Genomic DNA, 22,483 nt, shown 5'->3' with positions numbered 1-22,483 from the left:
GCTTTAAACCGCTAGTATTTAAACCAAGGTAATAAAACCGCGATGGCTTAATTTGCTTTAATTTGTCGCGTTAAGCCAATAAAAAAGCCGATGTTTTAACATCGGCTTTTTTAGTGCCTTGAGGCAACAAGCTAGCTACCAGGGCAGTTAACTATTGGTGCTTTCAAAAATCTTGTCCGCAGAGGCCGCTACAAAGCCGGTGTAAAGCTCACCGTCGGCTTTAGGGTAACGCAGGGCAAACTCATAAAAACAGCTGGGGATCGTCTTCTGCCCGTCGCTAAAGCTCACCGCTATTTTATCGGCCATGGTCGATGATTGCTCTAGCAACACCTCGGGCGAGCCTTTAATCTCGCCGCCCACACAGTTAAGCACAAAACCGTTATCTTTTAGGATCTCATTAACCTCAGCTAGGGTTTCGACCCCCGCTAAATAGTTAATCGATACCGTAAAATGATTAGCTCGGTAACCGATGGCGGCAACCCAAGCGGCATATTCACTTTCAGCGAGTAAGGCTTCATAGGTGGCAATATCCAGCGTCCAGTGACGCCCAGAATAGAGGAAGTTATCCGCCGTAGTGGCAGCAACGTCAACTTGGTCGACCAAGTCTTTCACTATGGCTTGCAACTGCGGGCTAAACTCTTCCACCAATAGCTCAGAGATAAACACCTTAGGCTGAGTCGCATCTGGGTGCTCAAAGTGTTTTGCTTTAAGTTTCTTGGCTTCGAAATGGTAGTCACCACACGCTACATACCCCAAAGACTCAAAATGGTTAGCCAAGACACTTAAATTCACCTTGTCGAGATTAAAGGTACGCAGGGCAATGTGATCGTTAATGATCGGCTCACCCTTACCCAAGAGTTGATGTACTTTTGCGGCAGAAGGGGTCATTTCAACATAATCATCCCACAGGGACGCAAAAAGCTGGTTTACATCTGTGTGCATCAATTTCATCCTTAAACGGCATCTATTGTCCGTTAATTATGTCGCCAATAAACTTGCAGCTAGTCTATAAACATGGGGGAATAAGATCCCCCATCTATTGTGCGCTATACCGTTAAACCTGGGCTGAGTGTCGCAGGTAAGCTCACCACATCTGCTTCTACCGAGGCAACAGGATAGGCACAGTAATCGGCCGCATAAAATGCGCTGGCTCTGTGGTTACCCGATGCGCCAACACCACCAAATGGCGCCGCGCCCGACGCCCCTGTGATCTGTTTATTCCAATTAACGATACCAGCGCGAATACGCGCTAAGAAATACTCATAATCGTCACGACTGTCGGCAAGTAACCCAGCAGACAAACCATAACGGGTAGCGTTCGCTAACGTAATCGCTTGATCAAAATCGCTATAACGCACCACTTGCAGTAGCGGACCGAAATATTCTTCATCAGGCAATTCAATCACCTGAGTGACATCGATAAGTCCAGGAGAAACCAGCCCGGTCTCCGCCTCTAGATGCGTTAACTCCACCAGTGCACTAGCGCCTAAGTTGAGTAGGTTACGCTGCGCCGCCACCATACCTTTGGCGGCAGTCTCTGAGATCATTGAGCCCATAAAAGGTTGAGGCTGAGCATTCCATGCCCCCACCTTGATCTGTTTGACCGCTTGCACGAGTTGATTGAGTAACTCATCACCGGCATCGCCTTGCTCTATGTAGAGTCGACGAGCACAGGTACAACGCTGCCCAGACGAGATGTAAGCCGACTGGATAATATCGTGCACCGCGGCCTTAGTGTCTTTGACATCTTTGATGATAAGTGGATTATTGCCGCCCATCTCTAATGCCAAAATCTTACCCGGATGCCCTGCATATTGCTGATGTAAAAGATGCCCCGTGCGCGAACTACCAGTAAAGAATAAGCCATCAATTTGCGGATGTGATGCCAAGGCTTTACCTGTGTCGACCTCGCCTTGCACTAGGTTAATCACTCCGGCTGGTAAACCCGCTTGTTGCCACAGTTTTAACATCAGCTCAGCGGTTTTAGGCGTTAACTCCGACGGCTTAAATACCACAGTGTTACCCGCCAATAGTGCAGGCACTATATGCCCATTAGGCAAATGTCCAGGGAAATTATAGGGGCCAAACACCGCCACCACCCCATGGGGCTTGTGACGCAATACAGCGCGTCCAGCAGGGGTTTCATTCTCGCTGCTGCCTGTACGTTTATGGTAAGCGGCAACGGATAATCCGATTTTGCCAATCATGGCCCCCGCTTCGGTAGCAGTTTCCCACTGAGGTTTACCGGTTTCTTGGGCGATGGTTTCGGCGATATCATCTTTGTGCGCCTCTAGTTCGGCGCGGTAAGCTTCAATAATCGCCAAGCGTGCATCAAAACCAAGCATAAACCAGTCAAACTGTGCCGCGCGCGCCGCTGCAACGGCTTGATTGACCTGCTCTGCTGTCGCCGTTTTGCTGCGCCAGATAATGTCATTATTTGCTGGATTAGTTGAGGTCACATCGTGACCAAGGCCGGCAACCCATTGGCCGTTAATAAATTGAGTCATTGGTTATTCCTACATTGCTAAGACACGGATGGGATCGCCTGTGGCAACCATTAATGCGGCCGCGAGTTCAGGAGAGAGAATCACTTCATCGGTTTCATCGCTAACCAACAGCTTGGCTGAAGTGGCACGATAATCGGCTAACAAAGTATTTGAGAGGATAAAACTACTGTCAGAGGCCGGCATATCACCGACCTTGACCGTCAATAAACGGCTTTCTCTGACCGAGCGAATATCATTAATATTGCATTCGACCGTGGGGCCGCCATCAAAAATATCCACATACCCGCGGCAACGAAAGCCTTCAGCTTGCAGCAGATTAAGCGCCGGACGCGTATTAGTATGTACTTCGCCAATCACCTTTTGCGCGGCTTCTGGCAACATACACACATACACAGTGTTTTTAGGCATCATCTCTGCCATAAACGCTTTTTGCCCTAGGCCTGACAGATAGTCGGCCTGCACAAAGTCGATACCTAAAAAGTGTTGCTGCAACCAAGTGTAAAAAGGGGAGTTTCCCTCGGCGTCACTCTCGCCACGCATCTCGGCGATCACCGTCTCACCAAAACGTTCGCTATGTTGCGCTAAAAATAGAAAACGGCTGCGTGACAGCATGCGGCCATTATTATTTTTACGGTATTTGTCACCCAAAAACAGAGTACAAAGCTCGGCTGAGCCCGTGTAATCGTGGCATAAGGTTAAGGTCTCAACCTCATTGCGAACATCAATCTGTTCCGAGTGATACACTTCGGTGCCTAAACGATAATGATAAAACGCATCGACCATGCCCACAGCGGCTTCTAAACCGCAGGTACCCACCACCTCTTGGGTGTCGGTATCTTCGAGCACCATCAGATAACCTTCATCGAATGGCTTGTCGATAGTTTTGACAAATGAGGCTTCTGAGCGGGCAATCTTATTGCGCAGCAGTTCCTCATTGACGGGTAAAGACGTAAATCCATGGCCTGATTCTTCTGCGATGTGGTACAGCGCAGCAAAATCGCTCGAGCGGATGGGGCGGATAATTAACATCTTTGAGTCTCCTCACTTATCAAGGCGCTCAAGTACAGGCAGCACGGCGCGTATGCGCCGCAAAAGCACTTGAGAGCCAAGAATTTATGCTAACAAAAAAGCACGATAATGGAGCCTCGCGCTTTTTCGCCTCTTAGTCTGCAGCCACTTGAGCTACCGCGCGCTCGAAACGCACCAGACCTTCGGCAATATCTGCCTCTGGGATCACAAGAGAAGGAGTAAAACGGATCACATTGGCACCGGCAATCAGGCTCATCAGCCCTTGCGAGATACCTGCGACTAAGAAATCTTTAGCACGGCCTTGATATTGCTCATTCAATACCGCACCCATCAACAAACCCTTGCCACGAATTTCAGCGAAGACTTGATACTTGTCATTGATCTTATTTAAGCCATCACGCAACAACTGCTCACGGCGTTTAACCCCGTCAAACACCTCAGGTGTATTGACCACATCCAGTACGGCATTACCTATGGCGCACGCTAATGGGTTACCACCGTAAGTTGAGCCGTGAGTGCCGATTTTAAGGTGCTCGGCAATCTCAGTGGTCGTCAGCATTGCCGCAATCGGAAAGCCACCACCCAAGGCTTTAGCCGTGGTGAGGATATCTGGCACGACGTCGGTCAACATGTAAGCATACAGCGCACCTAAGCGCCCTACACCAGTTTGCACTTCATCGAAAATAACCAAGGCGTTATGTTTGTCGGCTAGTGCACGCACCGCAGCTAAAAATTCAGGTGAGGCGTCGATAATTCCACCTTCACCTTGCAGAGGCTCAAGCATAATCGCACAAGTTTTATCTGACACTTCAGCTTCAAGCGCGGCAATATCATTAAACGGTAAATGCGTCACGCCCTGAGGTTTAGGGCCAAATCCATCAGAATATGCCGCTTGGCCGCCAACCGTCACAGTAAAAAAAGTTCGGCCGTGGAAGGCTTTATCGAAAGCAATAATTTGCTCTTTACCAGCGCCAAACTTATCCAGCGCATAACGGCGAGCCAATTTAAGCGCCGCTTCGTTTGCTTCGGCGCCAGAGTTAGCAAAATAGACTTTTTCAGCAAAAGTAGCATCGACCAATTTAGTCGCCAACGCTAAAGCAGGTTCGTTAGTCATCACATTCGAAAGATGCCAAAGCTTTTCGCCTTGCTCTTTTAACGCCCCAACCAATGCTGGATGACAGTGACCTAAGCAATTTACCGCGATGCCACCGGCAAAGTCGATAAATTCATTACCATCCTGATCCCATACTCTGCTCCCCTCACCACGCACAGGGATCACGGCAGAAGGTGCATAATTAGGCACCATAACTTCATCAAACTGGGCTCGGGTTAGCTTGTTATTAACGCTCATTCCTCTATCCTTTCTTTGTTGTCGATGGCTTTAAAAACCATTCGTACCCGCCTTTAGTCGTGACAATGACCTGCAACGACGACGGTTATTGAGTTATCTTAGATGACATTAATAACGAAAATGTGAACAAAATACTAGTTTCTAACACGATACACCTTGAAGAGGTGCACGATTAATGCATAAAGATTTGGCTTTATGACTTATACAAGCGTTTAAAGGCGGGGTTTGCAGCATATTTAGTCACAAAAAAACTTAGTTGACCACAAAACCGTTAACAATGCAGCAATAATGAATATATACACATTTATTAACTGTGGTGTAACCAGGTAATTAATTACGTCTGTATTCATTTACAACCACTAAGACTATCGACGCCAGCCTTGGTTAAACAAAGAGGGGAAAATGAGCTTATAAGAGATCTAACTTACGGTAATTTTGCCCCTTGAGTCTGAGCAACTCTTGCTCTGATAACTCATAATAATCAAACATTAAATGTTTTTCTTTTGGGGTGATTAAGCGCATCTCTTCTAACATCATCACCTTAGCAAAGCAGCTCGCTCGGGCGACTAAGGCCGCATAGGTCGATAGCTCGCTGTAAGATAAATGGGTATCGAGTTCAATTTGTACCTGAGTCAAGGGGCTCGCGGTAAAATCGAGCAAGCTAGGCAGTTGCCAGTTTAGTTTATGAGCATGCTGTAATGCCTGCTCATAAATATTATCAGCAGGGAATTCAGTTGCTAATACAGCATCATACAGTTCTTTATCACGACTAGCGCTAGCCTCTCTAAGCCAGTTACCCCAGACAGTTTCAAATACTTTTGCACCATTTTTAAGTACCACAGAAGTGCCTAACTGATATAACAAGCTGCAACTATAAGCAAAGGCGACGTCTTGCTCATTAAGCTGAGCCAAAGCTTTAGCCGCTATGCCGGTAAGCATCGAATAACGCCATAACTTACGCGTAGTCCATAGCAGATTGGCATTAGCAGTTGGCAACCAATTTCGTAGGCAAAAATAGGGGATCACTTGCCGCAGATTTTCAATACCAATAAAATTAAGCACTAACTTCAAGTCAGTCACTTTCACATCGGAACGCTGTTGTCGTTTTTGTCGAAAAGAAGGGCTGTTAACGATATTGCTCAGGTCACGGCACAGCCAAGGCAGATCGTTAATGATCAACCTTAAACGATTTATATCGAGATTTTGCTGATGTAACACCTCTAACATCAACATTTGACTCTGGTTGAGCCCCGATTGCGCCAACAGTTTTTCTGGTGAGGCTAATTGACTATCTAAAGTGGAGTTAACCGTACTAATGAGCTGTGCAGATACAGCCTCAAAGACTTGCCTGGCTTGAATTTGCTTAGATAAACGTTCAAATATGGCATCGCGCTCGATAGCCAGCTTATTAGCGTCACCTTCAAGTTCTCTATCGAGTTCATCAAACATCGAAGCCGTCGTTTTTTGCTTACCCACAATCAGCTGCTTCAATAACCTATGTTCAATATCGACAATAATGCCCGGACGCACACCACCTGAAACAGATCTTCCCACCTAAACCCCTTTATGACAGGCCAAAATTAACGCTTAATCACTTTATATTACACTAAATCCTTACTCAGACAGCTCGCTGTAGTGGTAAAAATACGGACATTTTAATAACCATAGATAACTAAATATCCTGCTATTAAGCTAACTTATTTATTTTGCGATATAAAAAAGGCTTCCCATAGGAAGCCTTGTGTTGTTATTTATTTAAGCTCTTGCTCGAATAACTTAAAGATTCGACGATATTCATCCAGCCAACTCGATGGTTGACGAAAACCGTGGGGCTCTACCGGATAGATGGCCGTTTCAAACATTGGCTTTTCCAATTCAATGAGACGTTGTACTAAACGCACACTATCTTGAAAGAAGACGTTATCATCGAGTACACCGCTCATGATCAATAATGGCTTGTTAAGCCCTTGGGCGTGCTCTATGGGTGAGCTGCGCTCATAGGCGATAGCATCCACTTCAGGGGTATTTAGAATATTAGAGGTATAAGGCGCATTATAATGCGCCCAGTCACTCACAGGGCGCAGAGCGGCACCGGCTTGAAATAGCTCAGGCTCGGTAAATAGCGCCATAAAGGTAAGGAAACCACCATAAGACCCCCCATAAGTACCAACACGATTAGCGTCAACATTCGCGTTACTTGCCATCCAGCTCACACCATCTTTTAGGTCTTCGACCTCGGGATGCCCCATATTACGATAAACCGCGGTGCGCCAATCACGACCATAGCCCTTAGATCCACGATAATCCATATCCATCACAACATAGCCATTTTGAGTCAGTAAGTTATGAAACATAAACTCTCGAAAATAACCCGAGAAGCCATAATGGGCATTTTGCAGATAACCCGCACCATGATTGAAGATCACCGCCGGATACTTATCCACCTTGGTGTTATCAAATCCTTGAGGTAAATAGACTCGCGCATAAACATCATCGGCACCATGCGTTGATGGCACTGCAACGACTTCGGGCGCTTGCCATGGGTATTGCTTAAACGCATCACTGGTATAATGAGTTAGCTGAGTGAGTTCTCCCCCTATGGCCTGCACAAATAGCTCTGCAGGCTGGGTACGACGAGAGGCATTAAGCAGCAACTTGGTTCCGTCTGGGCTAAGTTGGTAATCGAGTTGACCCTCCCATTGGGTTAACTGCTGCTCTTTCCCAGAGACTATTTCAACCCGATAAACATTATCGATCCCTGGGTGCTGTTTATTGGCTTTGTAATAGATAAACTCCGCTTTAGGGCCAAGGGTAATATCGCTAACAACATATTTTCCCTGAGTCAGTGGCGTAGCTTCCTCACCTTTGGTCTTAATATAAAGATGAGAATAGCCAGTCTCTTCTGACAGATAATAAAGGCTATCGCTATTGGGCAACCAGCCAAACTGATTAAAGTTGTAGTTTACCCAGGCATCGTCGTGCAATCTGTGCTGGGTAACTAAACGCCCTTTATTGAGATCGAGTGTGGCTAGCCAACGATCTTTATTGTCGATAGCTTCCAACATCACAGCGACTTTGTCCTGCGTGGGTTGCCATTGAATGGCGCTTTGAGACCAGCCCCAATCTTGCATTAATTGCACCTTACGCGGCGCAGTTTGGCTCTGGTAGCGTTCACCCTTCGCTTGCGCATTTTCGGCTTTAACCTTGGCTAAGACATCTTCATCAAAACCAATTAACCCTTCGATAGTGATCTCTTTTTTATCACGAGTTTGCAAATCTAATAACACTAAACGCTCACCAGGATGCTTGTCTTCTGCAACCCGTGTCCGTACAGGAACTGCATCAACATAGCCATCTTTTCCTAGGTAATTAGGCATGATGTCGTGCTCGGCGCGCCAGCTATAATCTTTGTCACGCAGCGACAATAAAACATAACGTCCCGTTGGCGACAGGCTTAGCTGGCTCACCACTTCTTTATCACCCAAATACCATGTTTTGGCCGATAGGGTTGGATCGCTCTTGGCAAGCTGAGCTTGATAGGTTTGCTTTGCGATAGCGCTTTCTTGCTGCAAAGCCACATATTCAATCAATCTGTGCTGTTGCTTGGCAATATAGCTAGATGGTGCCTCTACCGCTTTGGGCTCTATGGCCATCTTGATATTAGCCATCTGCTCTAGCAGACCAGAACCTTGATGGATCTTAAAGATATCATCGCCTTGCCAATACGCGATATCGCCATTACTTAAAAAGCGCACCCCATCGATAGCTGTATTTTGGCGCGTTAACTGAGTCACTTGGCCTGACGACAGGTTTTTAACAAACAAATTGCCTTGGTAAAGATAGGCTTTACGTGTTTTGGCGAAATCCAAAACCCCATGTTGCTGTGACGCTGCATGTAATTGATCTAATGCTAACTCGTGAGCACTGGGCTCGGTTAGACGCTGTTGATAATAGGTCTTAATCGGTGCACCGTGGGCTTGTCTGGCAAAATAAATGGATTGACTGTCATCGCTCCAATATTCGCCCTTGGCAAAAATTCCCATCCAATCAGGATTGGCCATTATTTGCTTAAGTGTGAGGGGTTGGCCAATACTTGGCGGTGCAGCCAAGGTGACTGACGCAGAGGTTGTCGTCTCTGCTGAATTGTTTTGTGCTGAGGTCGCACAGCCGCCCAACATGGCGAGCGTTAATAGGCTGAGGCCAAAACCACGAAAAGCACCCATCATCATCCTTCCTTCTTGTTATTTTGCATAAACAGCAGTCGCTGTATGGCAGTTATTTTGCTGCCTTTTATATCACAAAATAGACTAAAAACGCGGAAGGATAAGTATAAATGTTGTAACAGTTTGAAAAGAGAAAGCAGACACACTGTAACATATTCAGGCTATGCCTAAGTTAACCTGCCATATCGATAAAGTGCTTTAGTAACTCCACCCCTTGTTCTGTCAAAATCGACTCTGGATGAAACTGAACGCCATAGATAGGTAGAGAGCGATGGCTCATAGCCATGATCTCGCGCCCGTAAAGCGGATCGTCAAACCAAGCATCGAGTACAAAATCTTTCGGTACACTGTCGACCAGCAGTGAGTGATACCGAGTCACAGTTAACGGCTGATTTAGCCCTGAAAATAACCTTTTATCACTATGGGTAATACGACTGGTTTTACCGTGCATCACGCGTTTAGCACGCACCACATCCGCCCCAAACACCTGAGCAATGGCTTGGTGACCTAAGCAGACACCCAATATCGGCAATTTACCAGCAAAGTGGCTGATAGCAGCCAATGAAATCCCCGCCTCATTTGGTGAACAAGGCCCCGGCGAGATAACCAGTAAGCTAGGCGATAACTGTTCGATTTGTGCCAGAGTGATCTCATCATTGCGTTTTACTATGATTTCCTGCCCGAGCTGCTGAAAATACTGCACTAAGTTAAACGTAAATGAATCGTAATTGTCGATCATTAAGATCATATACTGCTGCTAGCCTAAGGTCGTGAGGTTATTCTTGTGGCGCAGATGCTAACACAGAGAAGTGAACTATTCATCCACTAGCAAACCTCGTTAGCTTCAATGGTTCACTTGGCAAAGTGTAGGCAATAAAAAACCAGCCATTAGGCTGGTTTTTTATAATACGCAGTTAAATGTATTGCTACTTAACGACCGTTAGATGACCACGGCGCTTAGGTTTAGCCTCATCACCTTCAGATGTTGAAGCAGACGCTGGCGCTGGTTTCTGTTCGACTACCGATAGACCGGTCTCTTCTGGCTCAAGTTCAAGCTGATAGGCTTCTTCTTGGTCAAATACCGTACCTGCACCATTTTCTCGTGCATATATAGCCACGATGGAGGCCATAGGTAAAATCACTTGCTGGGGCACACCACCAAAACGAGCACTAAACTCGATAGCATCGTGACCAATCTGTAGATTACCCACCGCACTGGCGGTAATATTCAGCACAATCTGTCCATCTTTAACATATTGCTGAGGCACTTGTGTTCCAGGAACATAAGCATCCACCACCACATGGGGGGTTAGCTCATTGTCCATCAGCCAATCATAATATGCTTGCAATAAGTACGGACGATTAGGTGTCATGGGTTTCATTTTTAGATACCCATGCGCATTTCGCGCTCGGACTCTGTTAGTGATGCTTTAAATGACTCGCGATCAAATAGACGTGTCATGTAAGCTTTAACTTCCTTCGCGGTACGGCTGTCTAACTCGATACCCAGTACAGGCAGACGCCACAATAGCGGGCCTAAATAACAGTCAGCCAGACCAAACTCTTCCGCCATAAAATAAGGCATTTCATTAAAGATTGGCGAAATAGAAGTTAGGCTCTCTTGTAACTGTTTACGAGCGGCATCGGCGCGATCACCTTTACGAATGCGATCCACTAAGGTGTACCAATCGTTTTCGATACGGTGCATCATCAGACGCGTCTGGCCACGAGAAACAGGATAAACAGGCATTAATGGTGGATGAGGAAAACGCTCGTCCAAATATTCCATAATAATGCGCGAGTTATAAAGTACTAGCTCACGATCAACTAATGTCGGAACTGTATTGTATGGATTTAGCTCAATAAGATCTTCAGGCATTTCATTAGGATCAACCTGTAGAACATCAACGGTAACGCCCTTTTCCGCCAATACGATACGTACTTGGTGGCTATAGAGATCGTCAGCGCCTGAAAACAGGGTCATGATTGAGCGTTTATTGGCAGCAACAGCCATTGATACCCTCCAAAATTAAGTCGAAAGCTAAAAAAGCAAAAACAAACGAGGGGCAAGGCCCCCCGTTTGGAATATGCGGATAATACATTCTAACCTTTATTGGGGGTTAGTGTACATCTTTCCAGTACTCTTTCTTTAGTAGATAAGCCACGATAAAGAAAATAAACAGGAAGCCCATCACCCACCAACCTAAGCTTTCACGCTCAAGTTTGACCGGATCGCCTGAATAAACCAGGAATCCTGTGATATCGCGCACCACTTGGTCGTACTCTTCAGCAGTAAGCTTACCGCCAGTAGTCACAAAACTACCATCTTCTTGCTTAACCGACAGACCTTGCAGATCTTGCAGTACATGAGGCATGGCCACTGATGGGAAGACGGTATTATTCACCCCAAATGGACGACTCTCATCATGATAGAAGCTCTTAAGGTAAGTATAGAGCCAATCTTCACCACGCACGCGAGCAACCAAAGTCAAATCAGGCGGCGCAGCGCCAAACCATTTTGCCGCATCGACTTCTGGAATCGAGTTTTCCATCAAGTCACCAACTTTAGCTCCCTCTACCACCATATACTTATCACGCATATCGTCTAGTGAGATATCTAAGTCTTCTGCAACACGGTTATAGCGCTGATATTGAGTGCTATGACAACCTGCACAATAGTGCTGAAATTTATCTAAACCACGTTGCAGTGACTCAGTATCGTTTAGGTCGATGTTGGCACTTTCTAAATGTACATTTGCGCCACCTGCAGCAAAGGCAAGCGATGGCACCAAAGTAACTAATGCAATCAATAATTTCTTCATTAGTGAGTCAACCTCTCTGGTACAGGCTTGGTCTTCTCACTCTTGCTGTAAAGCCAAAGCGCTAAGAAGAAACCGAAGTAAGTCAGAGTAAAGATACGAGCCGCAATGGTTAGTGCTGGTGTGGCAGGAACCGCACCTAAGTATCCTAAGACAACAAACGATACAGCGAACTGACCAATATTGAGCTTATGGATCATGCTACGGTAGCGAATCGACTTAACCTTACAGCGATCTAACCATGGTAAAACAAACAACACGGCAATCGCTAAGCCCATCCCCACAACCCCTAGCAGCTTGTCAGGGATCGCACGCAAAATCGCATAGAAAGGCGTGAAGTACCATACTGGTGCAATATGCTCAGGTGTTTTCATGGGGTTAGCGGCTTCAAAATTTGGCTTCTCTAGGAAGTAACCACCGCCCTCAGGCATAAAGAACAACACATAACAGAAGACAATCAGGAAGCCTGCGACGCCCATAATATCTTTAACTGTGTAGTAAGGGTGGAATGGAATACCATCTTTTGGCCAACCATTTTCATCTTTGTTCTTCTTAATTTCGATACCGTCAGGGTTATTTGAACCCACTTCGTGTAACGCGATTAAGTGCAGGAATACCAGCACAACCAAAACTAATGGCAAGGCAATAACATGCAGTGCAAAGAAGCGGTTAAGCGTCGCACCAGAAACAACGAAGTCACCACGGATCCAAAGTGTTAGGTCATCACCAATCACTGGGATCGCGCCAAAGAGCGAGATAATTACCTGCGCTCCCCAATAGGACATCTGTCCCCAAGGCAGTAGGTAACCCATGAAGGCTTCAGCCATCAACACAAGGAAGATCAACATACCAAATAGCCACAATAGCTCTCTTGGCTTTTGATAAGAGCCGTAGATAAGACCACGGAACATATGCAGATAGATAACGACGAAGAAGGCAGATGCACCAGTGGAGTGCATATAACGCAGTAACCAGCCATATTCAACATCACGCATGATGTATTCAATAGAGGCAAACGCACCTTCCGCGGTTGGTACGTAGTTCATCGTTAGCCAAATACCAGTCAGTAACTGATTAACTAACACTAACATGGCTAATGAGCCAAAGAAGTACCAAAAGTTAAAGTTTGTTGGTGTTGCATATTGGCCAACATGGCGGTTATAGGTCGCCGTCATTGGGATTCTTGCATCAATCCAATCAATAATATTCTTTACCATTACGCAGCTCCCTGATCGACACCGATAATGACGTTGCCGTCATCAATGTATTGATGAGGTGGAACAACAAGGTTTAGGGGTGCTGGAACGCCTTGGAATACACGGCCTGCCATATCAAACTTAGAGCCATGACATGGGCAGAAGAAACCAGAGGCCACACCTTCGACTTGCTCACCAAAGGTATCGGGAAGATACGTCGGAGAACAACCTAAGTGAGTACAAAGACCTACAGCGATAAAGTACTCAGGCTTAATTGAACGAACCGCATTTTGCGCATAGGCAGGTTGCTGCTCTTCATTTGAACCAGGATCACGTAATTTATCATCGAGAGTGGCAAGACCTTTTAAGATCTCTTCGGTGCGACGGACAACCCATACAGGTTTTCCACGCCATTCAACACGGATCAGCTGACCCGGCTCTAACTTACTAATGTTTACTTCAACCGGTGCGCCTGCAGCTTTCGCTTTGGCACTCGGATTCCATGACTTTATAAAAGGAACCGCTACAGCGACGGCACCAGCACCACCTACTACGGCGGTTGCTGCGGTCAGGAATCTGCGACGTCCGGTATCGACTGGCGCATTGCTCATCCACTTATCTCCAGAGAGTGTTGGAATTTTTGTTTTAAAAACTTTGATATTGGGGTTTTACCCCAAAGCACAAAAATCAAATTTGAGGCGGGGCTCATTATAGCCAAAAATTAGAAGCAGATCATAGTAAAACAGCCAACAAAGTTAACGCTGTTTACAAAACAATCAATATATATGGCCAATAGCAATGAAAAAGTCACAAATTACGCGGATAATGGGTAGCAAATTGTTTAAAGCCAGAACAACAATTTAAGCTAAATTAGCAGGTTGAATTAAACAAATACAAAAAAGCCCGAACTCGTCGGGCTTTTTTATGTATATGGTTTATTTGCCGTCAGAACGCTTCATATATTTGAAGAAGTCACTGTCTGGCTCTAATACCATCACGTTTGAGCCGCTTGAGAAACTGGCTTTATATGCTTCCAAACTACGTAAGAAAGAATAAAACTCAGGATCTTTATTGTAAGCATCTGCATAGATTTTAGCCGCAATAGCATCACCTTCACCACGAACGGATAAGGCTTTACGCTCAGCTTCAGCAATTTGAATTTCTACGCTCGCATCGGTCTTAGCACGAATGATCTCAGATTGCTCCTTACCTTGTGCGCGATGCTCTTTCGCTACTGCGGTACGCTCTGCGCGCATACGCTGGTAGATACTCGAACTCACATTAGCAGGTAAGTTAATCTGCTTAACACGCACATCGACCACTTCGATACCCAAATCTTCGGCACTGTCAGACGCGTTTCTCAACGCATCTTGCTGTAACTCATCTCGGCTACCAGAGACGATATCTTTGATAGTACGGCGACCAAACTCGGTACGTAGATCGTTATTAATCTTACGTTGTAATAAAGATTCCGCCTGGACTTTATTACCACCGTTAGTCGCTAAGTAGTATTTTTCATGATCAAAAATACGCCACTTGACATATGAGTCGACCATTAAGTCTTTTTTCTCAGAAGTCACAAAGCGATCTGCTGCGCCGTCCATAGTCTGGATGCGAGAGTCTAAAAACTTAATCTTATCGATCAATGGCAGTTTAACGTGTAAACCAGGCGTATAAATCCGTGTCACGCCATCATCTTTAAGAATTTTACCAAAGCGCGATACGATCGCACGCTCACCCTCATTAACGACCAGCAGTGAAGATAAACCGGTCGCAATCAAGATTGCGATAATAATGACAGATAATCTACCCATGATTAGTTTCTCCCCTGGCGAGTACGGTCGCTACGAGAAGGACGCCCGTCGAGTGGCATACCTACACTATTCACTACACTGTTAGCAGACTCATTAGATGAGCCTTGCGCAGCCGCTTGAGGTTGCTTAGATGTCTTGCTTTGGTCCATCAGTTTATCCAATGGTAGATACATCATATTGCCGCTGCTTTTCGCATCGACCAATACTTTGTTAGCACCTGAGTAAACCTTAGACATTGCATCGATATAAAGACGATTACGAGTCACATCTGGAGAAGCTTGATACTCTGGAAGTAATTTTTCAAAGCGTGCCACTTTACCACGCGCTTCTAGAATTTCACGTTCCTTGTAAGCGTTAGCTTGCTGTTCCATACGTTGTACGGTACCACGAGCTTTAGGCTCAATCTCACGCGAATACGCCTCTGCTTCACGGATAAAACGTTGCTCATCCTCTTGCGCTGCAATAGCATCATCAAAGGCATCTTTCACCTCTTCTGGTGGACGCGCTGGCAAGAAGTTAACATCTCGGATCTCTATACCCAAATTATAAGGCTCGATAATACGATTCACTTCATCCCAAGTGTCACGGCGAATTTGATCACGCCCAGTGGTCAAGATGTCATCCATGCGATTGTGACCCACGACATAGCGCAAAGCACTATCGGTCGCTTCACGCAAGCTAGAGTTCGCATCGACAGCGCTAAACATATAGCGATAAGCATCGACTACAATGTATTGCACATCAAGCTCAACCAACACCACGTTTTCATCTGCAGTCAGCATGCTGCCAGATGCAGGGATCGAGCGAACGTTACTCACGTTTACCGGAAACACTTCATCGATGAAGGTCGCTTTCCACTGTAAACCAGGCTCCACTTCACCGATATATTTACCAAAGCGTAACGCAACCCCTTTTTCAGCTTCTTTGACGGTATAGAAACCCGAAAGTCCCCACACCACCACGGCGATACCTAAAACAATAACGAATCCTAATGCACTGAATCCACCGCCAGAACCATTACCTTTGCCGCCAAAGCGTTTAGAGATATTCTTAAACACTTCGTCGAGATCTGGTGGCCCTTTGTCATTGCCATTTTTATTTCCCCAAGGATCTTGACCCTTGTTACCGGGCTCGTTCCAAGCCATTTAGCACTCCATAGGTATGAAATAAACGAGATTACTAAAAACTACTCTACTGCTGTTGTTTCAACAATAAAAGTTTCCAATTCCCCTTGGCTCTGCTTTGTTAATCGATGCCAATCGGCTTCTAATAAACGTACAGATAAGATACAGTTCCCCAGATCGTCATACTCTTTCTGCTGTATCACATCCAGTCGATAAAACTGACCAAGATAATGCCCAGCCGTCGCTGGGATTTGCAAGGTAAACTCTAAAACAGCACGACCCACAATTTTGTTGATCGCCTCCTCGAGTAATTCCAAGCCTTTGCGTTGTTGAGCCGAAACCCACACACGCGTAGGTACCCCTTCGCTATCGTAATCGATCTTAGGGCCCACATCTTCCAACAGGTCTATCTTGTTACAGACAACCAATTGTGGAATATCATCAGCACCAATCTCTTTAAGCACCAATTGCACTTGCTCAAAGTTATCACCCATATTGTCATCAGAACAATCGACGATATGCAGTAACAGATCGGCTTCACGCGTCTCCTGTAATGTCGCCTTAAAGGCGGCCACAAGATCATGCGGAAGGTGCCGAATAAAACCAACGGTATCGGCTAAAATAACCGGCCCGTCTGTTAACTCTAACTTTCTTAAGGTCGGATCGAGCGTGGCAAACAATTGGTCTGCCGCATAAACATCTGACACAGTAAGCGCATTAAATAATGTTGACTTACCAGCGTTAGTGTAACCAACCAAAGACACGGTGGCTAATTCACTGCGCTGACGAGCTCGTCGACTCTGCTCACGCTGCTTATCGACTTTTTCCAAACGCTTATTAATGGTTTTGATACGCCCACGCAACAAACGTCTGTCCGTTTCAAGCTGGGTTTCACCCGGACCACGTAGACCAATCCCGCCTTTTTGCCTCTCAAGATGGGTCCAACCACGTATTAGGCGCGTCGACATGTGGCGCAATTGCGCTAGCTCCACCTGTAATTTACCTTCATACGTACGTGCTCGTTGGGCAAAAATATCGAGGATCAGTGTTGTGCGATCTAATACACGACACTGACAAACCAACTCAAGGTTTCGCTCTTGAGCCGGACTCAATGGGTGATTAAAAATAACCACACTCGCGTCAGTGGCAGCAACTAACGCTGCTAACTCTTCCGCTTTACCTGAACCAACAAAAAATTTACGATCTGGAGAGCGACGACTTCCCGTTATCACACCAACGGTTTTTGCTCCTGCCGACTCGACTAATAAACGAAGTTCAGTAATATCTTCTCTACTGCTTTCATCGGCAAAATCGATGTGAACAAGAACGGCTGCGTCTCCCGCTTCATAGCGATCAAACAAAAAACAAACTCCTCAAGAAATTACTCAGCACTTTCATCTGTAGGTGCGTTGTAACTGCTCGCTTGATTTGGGGTGTTGTGATGGTTGCTCACATTAAATGGGCGCGCTGGCACAACTGTAGAAATTGCGTGCTTATATACCATCTGGCTGACAGTGTTCTTCAATAAAATAACAAACTGATCGAATGATTCAACTTGTCCTTGAAGCTTGATACCGTTAACTAGGTAGATAGATACCGGAACGCGTTCACGACGTAATGCGTTCAAAAATGGGTCTTGTAAAGATTGCCCCTTTGCCATTATATAATTTCCTTTTTATTAAAATTAAATAAAACCTAATGCTGCATCAACTTTGGGTTTGGTTTTAGTATTATATAGAGTGAATGAATTAGCTAGCGACAATATTGTATTAGTCGACCTATATTTGCATCATCACCGCTCTCCAGCCAATTTAAATCGGCCCAGCCACGTAACCATGTTAATTGACGCTTTGCCAATTGCCTAGTCGCCGCGACGGATTTTTCAACCATAGTATCATAGTCGTAATCACCATCGAGGTATTGCCATACTTGGCGATACCCAACACATCGCATAGAAGGTAGCTCTAAATGCAAATCACCACGCGCCTTGAGTGCTTGCACTTCTTCTATAAATCCTTGCTTTAACATAGTGTCAAATCGTGCAGCAATAGCAGAATGTAACACTTTCCGATCGCTTGGCGATATACCAAATTGCACAACAGAGTATGGTAATGCAGCAGATTTAACCGCCGTTAATTCGGTTAAACTTTTACCGCTAATACGAAACACCTCTAATGCTCGCGATAAACGCTGCGGATCATTAGGATGAATACGCTGCGCCGACACAGGATCGATCTGCTGTAACTGCTGATGTAATGCTTGCCAGCCTAGGGTTTCAGCCTCTCGGGCTATCTCGGCCCTGATCTCACTGTTTGCAGTAGGAAGAGGAGATAACCCCTCAAGCAAGGCTTTAAAATAGAGCATGGTTCCACCCACTAATAACGGGGTTTTGCCAGCAGCTAAAATACGTTCAATTTCGTTAAGCGCATCACGACGAAAATCAGCGGCAGAATAACTTTCACTAGGGTCACGAATATCAATCAATCGATGTGGTGCACGGCGCTGCTCTTCAACACTGGGCTTAGCCGTGCCGATATCCATTTCACGATAGATAAGCGCTGAATCAACCGAGATTATTTCACACTGGTGACGCTCTACCAGCTCAATAGCTAACGCCGTTTTGCCGGACGCCGTTGGTCCCATTAGGGTTAAAATTGTCGGCTTATTATTGCTATTCACTCGTTTGCTCACTTAACCACAGTTGCCAAGGTAACACCTTGGCTTTCGATATTATTTGTTGCTGTTGCGGCTCAGGCAACTGACTGAACTCAGTCCAAAGTGCTGGTGCCGATGTAAAATGTTCTCGGCCATGGCTAACTAACCAATTCACAATGGCCTCATCGGCTGGCTCTTCAAAACGAATCCACTGTAAAAAATCTGCGATAACATTCGCTAATTGGCTTTGCCTTAGATATGGGGGCACTTTTTTGATAATCAACTGCCCCAATCGAATAGTTAATTCGATGCCCAGCTTTCTGATAAGTTGCTCTCGTTGTTCAAGAGTTTCAAGCCAGTCATTGTCTGCCTTTATCGACACCGGCATCAATAGTGGTTGCCCCACGAGTCCTGATGCAAGCTTGTGCTCTATCTGTTGACGCAGCACCGCCTCTGCGACGGTTGTAAACGCCAATAACTTGAGTGCATCGTCTTGTGTTATTACCCAGTATTGCCCCGCTAAAACCAAAGGCATAGGTGATGAGGGTGCTGCTGTGGGCCTGTTTACATTCGGGGTTGCAAGCAACTGCACATAATTATCAATGGCCGCCTGCGAAGGTAAATCTGCTGCTTGATAACGATCTGAGCGGCTTGAGCGGTGCTCTGCCCCTGAAGACTGGCTATAGCCTGATCCCCTTTGACCATAGGCCGAAGCAACTCGTTCATGCACATGGCGTTCGCTAGCGGGAGGGGTTACAGACAAAGGTGCGCTATAGTGCCCAGCAAAAGGCGACGATGGACGGTTTGCAGCAGGCGTTGATTGCACTAATGGCGCTTCAGCGTGATCCATTGGAGCCTCATCGCCCCCAGGCTGATGAGCGTTCAACGGTAGTTGTTCAGCCTGTGACAGAGCCGATTGGAGTGCTTGTAAAATAAAATCATGTACATAGCGACTTTCATGAAAACGCACTTCATGCTTTGCTGGATGCACATTGACATCTACTTGATGCGGGTCAAGTTCAAGCATCAACACATAGCCAACCTGAACGCCTTGCAGCTGCTCAGCAAACGCTTGTCTCACCGCATGATTAACCAACCTATCGCGCACTAATCGACCATTTACATAAAAATACTGAGTATCACTTGAGCTCGCGTCAAAATACGGCGACTGGATATAACCACTGAGCTTTAACCCGTTATGCTCGCAATCAACCGCCAACGCATGCTCGGCAAATTGTTTACCGCTCACCTGTGCTAAACGCTGTAGATACTGGTTTTGAGTATTCGCTGCGCGATAATTTCGCACCATTTTACCATTATGCTTAAGGGTAAAATGGATATCGCGCCGCACTAAAGCAATCCGTTTAAGCCACTCATCAATATGAGTAAACTCCGTTTTATCGCTTTTCAGAAAACGACGACGAGCGGGGGTATTAAAAAACAGATCGACCGCTTCTACCGTAGAACCCACAGGATGCGCGGCGGGGATCACGGTTACCGCCATTTCAGAGCCTTCAGCATATGCTTGCCACGCCTCGGTTTGGCTGGCGGTGCGCGAGGTGAAGGTTAAACGTGATACCGAACTAATACTGGCCAGCGCTTCACCACGAAAACCAAAGCTTAAAATTGCATCGAGATCATCTAAAGAAGCCAATTTAGAGGTCGCATGACGCGATAGCGCCAAGCCAAGTTGATCTTTTTCGATCCCAGAGCCATTGTCTTGAATCTTAATTAGCTTACTGCCCCCCTTATCGATTTCGATATCAACTTTAGTGGCGCCAGCATCTAGGCTGTTTTCTACCAACTCTTTGATAACCGATGCAGGACGCTCAACAACCTCACCAGCGGCAATCTGGTTAGCCAACTGAGGAGGCAAAATTTTAATGGTCATTTTGACTCCTATTAAGCGCGGGGAATGACCAGTTTCTGGCCTATACGAACTGTGTTTGATTTAAGATTATTGGCTTTTTTGATACTGCTAACAGATACCTGATAACGATGAGCGATAACCGACAACGACTCACCTTTTTCGACCTTATGACTCAAGGTGCTGCGATTAGCCAGAAGGGTATTAGCAGGCGGATTGGTTTCAAAATAGCGTAATATGCCCTTATGTACCGCATTGGCAATATTGTTTTGATGCTCGCGCTGTGTCAGTAAACGCTCCTCTTTATGGTTAGAGATAAAGCCTGTTTCAACCAAAATAGAGGGAATATCGGGGGACTTTAATACCGCGAAACTGGCCGCTTCTGGCTGGTGCTTATGTAATTTAGTGACCTTGCCTAAATTGAGTAATACATCACCAGCGATATTATGACTAATAGCCATAGATCGATCCATCGACATGTCGAGTAATGTCATGGCAAGATACTGTTCATTATCGGCACTTTGAATTATTTCACCTGCACCGCCGAGCAGCTCAGAGTGCTTCTCTTTTTGCTCCAGCCAACGACCGATCTCACTGTTAGCCCGTCGCATCGACAACACCCAAACCGAGGCACCTTGTGGCTGAGGCGAGGTAAATGCATCGGCATGGATTGACACTAATAGATCGGCTTTACTGGTGCGTGCAATTTCAGAGCGCTTATTGAGATTAACAAAATAGTCTCCAGAGCGGGTCATGACCGCCTTCATACCTGGGGTGGCGTTAATTTTCGCTTCGACTTTTTTTGCAATCTGCAACACCACTTTTTTCTCATAGGTGCCCTTAGGGCCTATAGAGCCAGGATCATCTCCGCCATGGCCTGCATCAATCGCGACAATCACATCCCTTAATTCAGGAACAGATTGTGCTTTTACTACCGGTTTATCCGGCCCACCGCCATCGAGATCGACAACCAAACGATTGCCGTATGGCGCTGTAGGAGTTAAAGCAAATAAATTCGCTTTTACAGGCTTAACTAAATCGATAACGAGTCTGAGCGTGCCTTTTTTCGGCGGCTTACTAATGCGCACCTTTTTGACCAGCTTACTATTATTCTCAATTTTACTCAGATCCATTGCGGTGGAAGTGCCACTCAGGTCGACCACCAGTCGATAAGGATTCGTCAGGGTAAAGTGGCTGTACTGCGGCGGCTGACGCAGGTCAAATACCACCCGCGTCGATTCTGGCGCGGCCCAAATTCGCACACCATCTAACCTGTTTGCGCTGTGAGCTATTGCTGCTGGAACACACAGCAGTAACAGTAGCAACACGCGCTTGATAATCGAGTCAGTTGTTATCATTATTATGTAAGCTATCTATCAGTAACTGTCCTGCAGGCTTATTTGCCCTTAAGGTGACCTCTCGCCCTTGATCAAGGTATTTTATATCGATAAGCAGATCGGCTTCAGGTAAAATACCCGCCCCTTTATCGGGCCACTCCACAATGCATAAACTGTTATCGGCAAAATAGTCTCTAATCCCCATAAACTCTAACTCTTCAGGATCACTGAGCCTATATAGATCAAAGTGATAGACATCAATACCATTCAGTTCATAGGGTTCAACTAAAGTATAGGTAGGGCTTTTAACTGCTCCCTGATGGCCTAAACTTTGGATCAAACCACGGCTAAATGTCGTTTTTCCAGCGCCTAATTCACCACTCAAATAGATGGTTAGCGGAGGCCTGATCGCTTGAGCTAACTGCTGCCCTAAGCTCACGGTATCAAACTCATTTTCAAGATAAACTGTCACTGGCGTCATGGTGTATTCGTTGTAACCTAAATTGGGCAAACTGATTATAACCAGATACTTTAACCCAAACTGAATTCTATCTAAACAAA

At 45.9% G+C, this 22,483-nt stretch carries 20 protein-coding genes; all 20 read right to left on the bottom strand.

Annotated elements, in window-relative coordinates:
• Positions 1 to 147 precede the first annotated feature (147 nt).
• The 20 genes from DN599_RS08550 to tsaE all read right to left on the bottom strand — a co-directional run bounded on the left by DN599_RS08550 (position 148) and on the right by tsaE (position 22,403).
• Positions 148 to 942 carry a DUF1338 domain-containing protein gene (locus tag DN599_RS08550; RefSeq protein WP_110457199.1) on the bottom strand — a complete coding sequence of 265 codons (795 nt, stop codon included), beginning with the start codon at positions 940 to 942 and terminating at the stop codon, positions 148 to 150.
• A 104-nt stretch (positions 943 to 1,046) separates the two neighbouring features.
• Positions 1,047 to 2,507, bottom strand: coding sequence for a succinylglutamate-semialdehyde dehydrogenase (gene astD, locus DN599_RS08545; protein ID WP_110457198.1), 1,461 nt, complete (start codon positions 2,505 to 2,507; stop codon positions 1,047 to 1,049).
• Between the two features lie 9 nt (positions 2,508 to 2,516).
• On the bottom strand, positions 2,517 to 3,536 hold the full coding sequence (astA, locus tag DN599_RS08540) for an arginine N-succinyltransferase (RefSeq protein WP_110457197.1): 1,020 nt from the start codon (positions 3,534 to 3,536) through the stop codon (positions 2,517 to 2,519).
• Between the two features lie 133 nt (positions 3,537 to 3,669).
• Positions 3,670 to 4,887 (bottom strand): aspartate aminotransferase family protein, encoded by a 1,218-nt coding sequence (locus DN599_RS08535; RefSeq protein WP_110457196.1) that lies wholly within the window; start codon positions 4,885 to 4,887, stop codon positions 3,670 to 3,672.
• 408 nt (positions 4,888 to 5,295) lie between these two features.
• Positions 5,296 to 6,441, bottom strand: a complete 1,146-nt coding sequence (locus tag DN599_RS08530; protein WP_110457195.1) for an HDOD domain-containing protein — start codon at positions 6,439 to 6,441, stop codon at positions 5,296 to 5,298.
• Positions 6,442 to 6,638: 197 nt separating this feature from the next.
• Positions 6,639 to 9,113, bottom strand: coding sequence for a S9 family peptidase (locus tag DN599_RS08525; protein ID WP_110457194.1), 2,475 nt, complete (start codon positions 9,111 to 9,113; stop codon positions 6,639 to 6,641).
• A 169-nt stretch (positions 9,114 to 9,282) separates the two neighbouring features.
• A complete protein-coding gene (locus DN599_RS08520) occupies positions 9,283 to 9,858 on the bottom strand; it encodes an anthranilate synthase component II (RefSeq protein WP_110457193.1) in 576 nt (191 codons plus the stop codon).
• 178 nt (positions 9,859 to 10,036) lie between these two features.
• Positions 10,037 to 10,492: a ClpXP protease specificity-enhancing factor gene (locus DN599_RS08515; RefSeq protein WP_110457192.1), complete on the bottom strand. Its 456-nt coding sequence runs from the start codon at positions 10,490 to 10,492 to the stop codon at positions 10,037 to 10,039.
• Positions 10,493 to 10,494: 2 nt separating this feature from the next.
• Positions 10,495 to 11,124, bottom strand: coding sequence for a stringent starvation protein SspA (gene sspA, locus DN599_RS08510; RefSeq protein WP_110457191.1), 630 nt, complete (start codon positions 11,122 to 11,124; stop codon positions 10,495 to 10,497).
• A gap of 106 nt (positions 11,125 to 11,230) precedes the next feature.
• Positions 11,231 to 11,932 carry a cytochrome c1 gene (locus DN599_RS08505; protein WP_110457190.1) on the bottom strand — a complete coding sequence of 234 codons (702 nt, stop codon included), beginning with the start codon at positions 11,930 to 11,932 and terminating at the stop codon, positions 11,231 to 11,233.
• Positions 11,932 to 13,146, bottom strand: coding sequence for a cytochrome b (locus DN599_RS08500; protein ID WP_110457189.1), 1,215 nt, complete (start codon positions 13,144 to 13,146; stop codon positions 11,932 to 11,934). Before DN599_RS08500 ends, DN599_RS08505 begins: the two co-directional genes overlap by 1 nt.
• Positions 13,146 to 13,736 (bottom strand): ubiquinol-cytochrome c reductase iron-sulfur subunit, encoded by a 591-nt coding sequence (gene petA / locus DN599_RS08495; RefSeq protein WP_110457188.1) that lies wholly within the window; start codon positions 13,734 to 13,736, stop codon positions 13,146 to 13,148. The genes DN599_RS08500 and petA overlap by 1 nt, the downstream gene beginning before the upstream one ends.
• A gap of 324 nt (positions 13,737 to 14,060) precedes the next feature.
• Entirely contained in the window at positions 14,061 to 14,939 is an 879-nt protein-coding gene (hflC, locus tag DN599_RS08490; RefSeq protein ID WP_110457187.1) for a protease modulator HflC, read from the bottom strand.
• A 2-nt stretch (positions 14,940 to 14,941) separates the two neighbouring features.
• Entirely contained in the window at positions 14,942 to 16,084 is a 1,143-nt protein-coding gene (gene hflK, locus DN599_RS08485) for an FtsH protease activity modulator HflK (protein ID WP_110457186.1), read from the bottom strand.
• Positions 16,085 to 16,125: 41 nt separating this feature from the next.
• Positions 16,126 to 17,424 carry a ribosome rescue GTPase HflX gene (gene hflX, locus DN599_RS08480; RefSeq protein ID WP_110457185.1) on the bottom strand — a complete coding sequence of 433 codons (1,299 nt, stop codon included), beginning with the start codon at positions 17,422 to 17,424 and terminating at the stop codon, positions 16,126 to 16,128.
• Between the two features lie 20 nt (positions 17,425 to 17,444).
• Positions 17,445 to 17,723 carry an RNA chaperone Hfq gene (hfq, locus tag DN599_RS08475; protein ID WP_110457184.1) on the bottom strand — a complete coding sequence of 93 codons (279 nt, stop codon included), beginning with the start codon at positions 17,721 to 17,723 and terminating at the stop codon, positions 17,445 to 17,447.
• A 92-nt stretch (positions 17,724 to 17,815) separates the two neighbouring features.
• A complete protein-coding gene (gene miaA, locus DN599_RS08470) occupies positions 17,816 to 18,706 on the bottom strand; it encodes a tRNA (adenosine(37)-N6)-dimethylallyltransferase MiaA (RefSeq protein ID WP_420820862.1) in 891 nt (296 codons plus the stop codon).
• Positions 18,707 to 18,734: 28 nt separating this feature from the next.
• Positions 18,735 to 20,609, bottom strand: coding sequence for a DNA mismatch repair endonuclease MutL (mutL, locus tag DN599_RS08465; protein WP_110457182.1), 1,875 nt, complete (start codon positions 20,607 to 20,609; stop codon positions 18,735 to 18,737).
• 11 nt (positions 20,610 to 20,620) lie between these two features.
• Entirely contained in the window at positions 20,621 to 21,943 is a 1,323-nt protein-coding gene (locus DN599_RS08460) for an N-acetylmuramoyl-L-alanine amidase (RefSeq protein WP_110457181.1), read from the bottom strand.
• Positions 21,930 to 22,403 carry a tRNA (adenosine(37)-N6)-threonylcarbamoyltransferase complex ATPase subunit type 1 TsaE gene (gene tsaE, locus DN599_RS08455; protein ID WP_110457180.1) on the bottom strand — a complete coding sequence of 158 codons (474 nt, stop codon included), beginning with the start codon at positions 22,401 to 22,403 and terminating at the stop codon, positions 21,930 to 21,932. Before tsaE ends, DN599_RS08460 begins: the two co-directional genes overlap by 14 nt.
• Positions 22,404 to 22,483: the final 80 nt, after the last annotated feature.

The sequence above is a fragment of the Shewanella algidipiscicola genome, from assembly GCF_900380485.1.
Taxonomy (GTDB): Bacteria; Pseudomonadota; Gammaproteobacteria; order Enterobacterales; family Shewanellaceae; genus Shewanella; species Shewanella algidipiscicola.
Note: the sequence above shows the minus strand (reverse complement) of the source record. Positions and strands in the feature narration are given on the sequence as shown.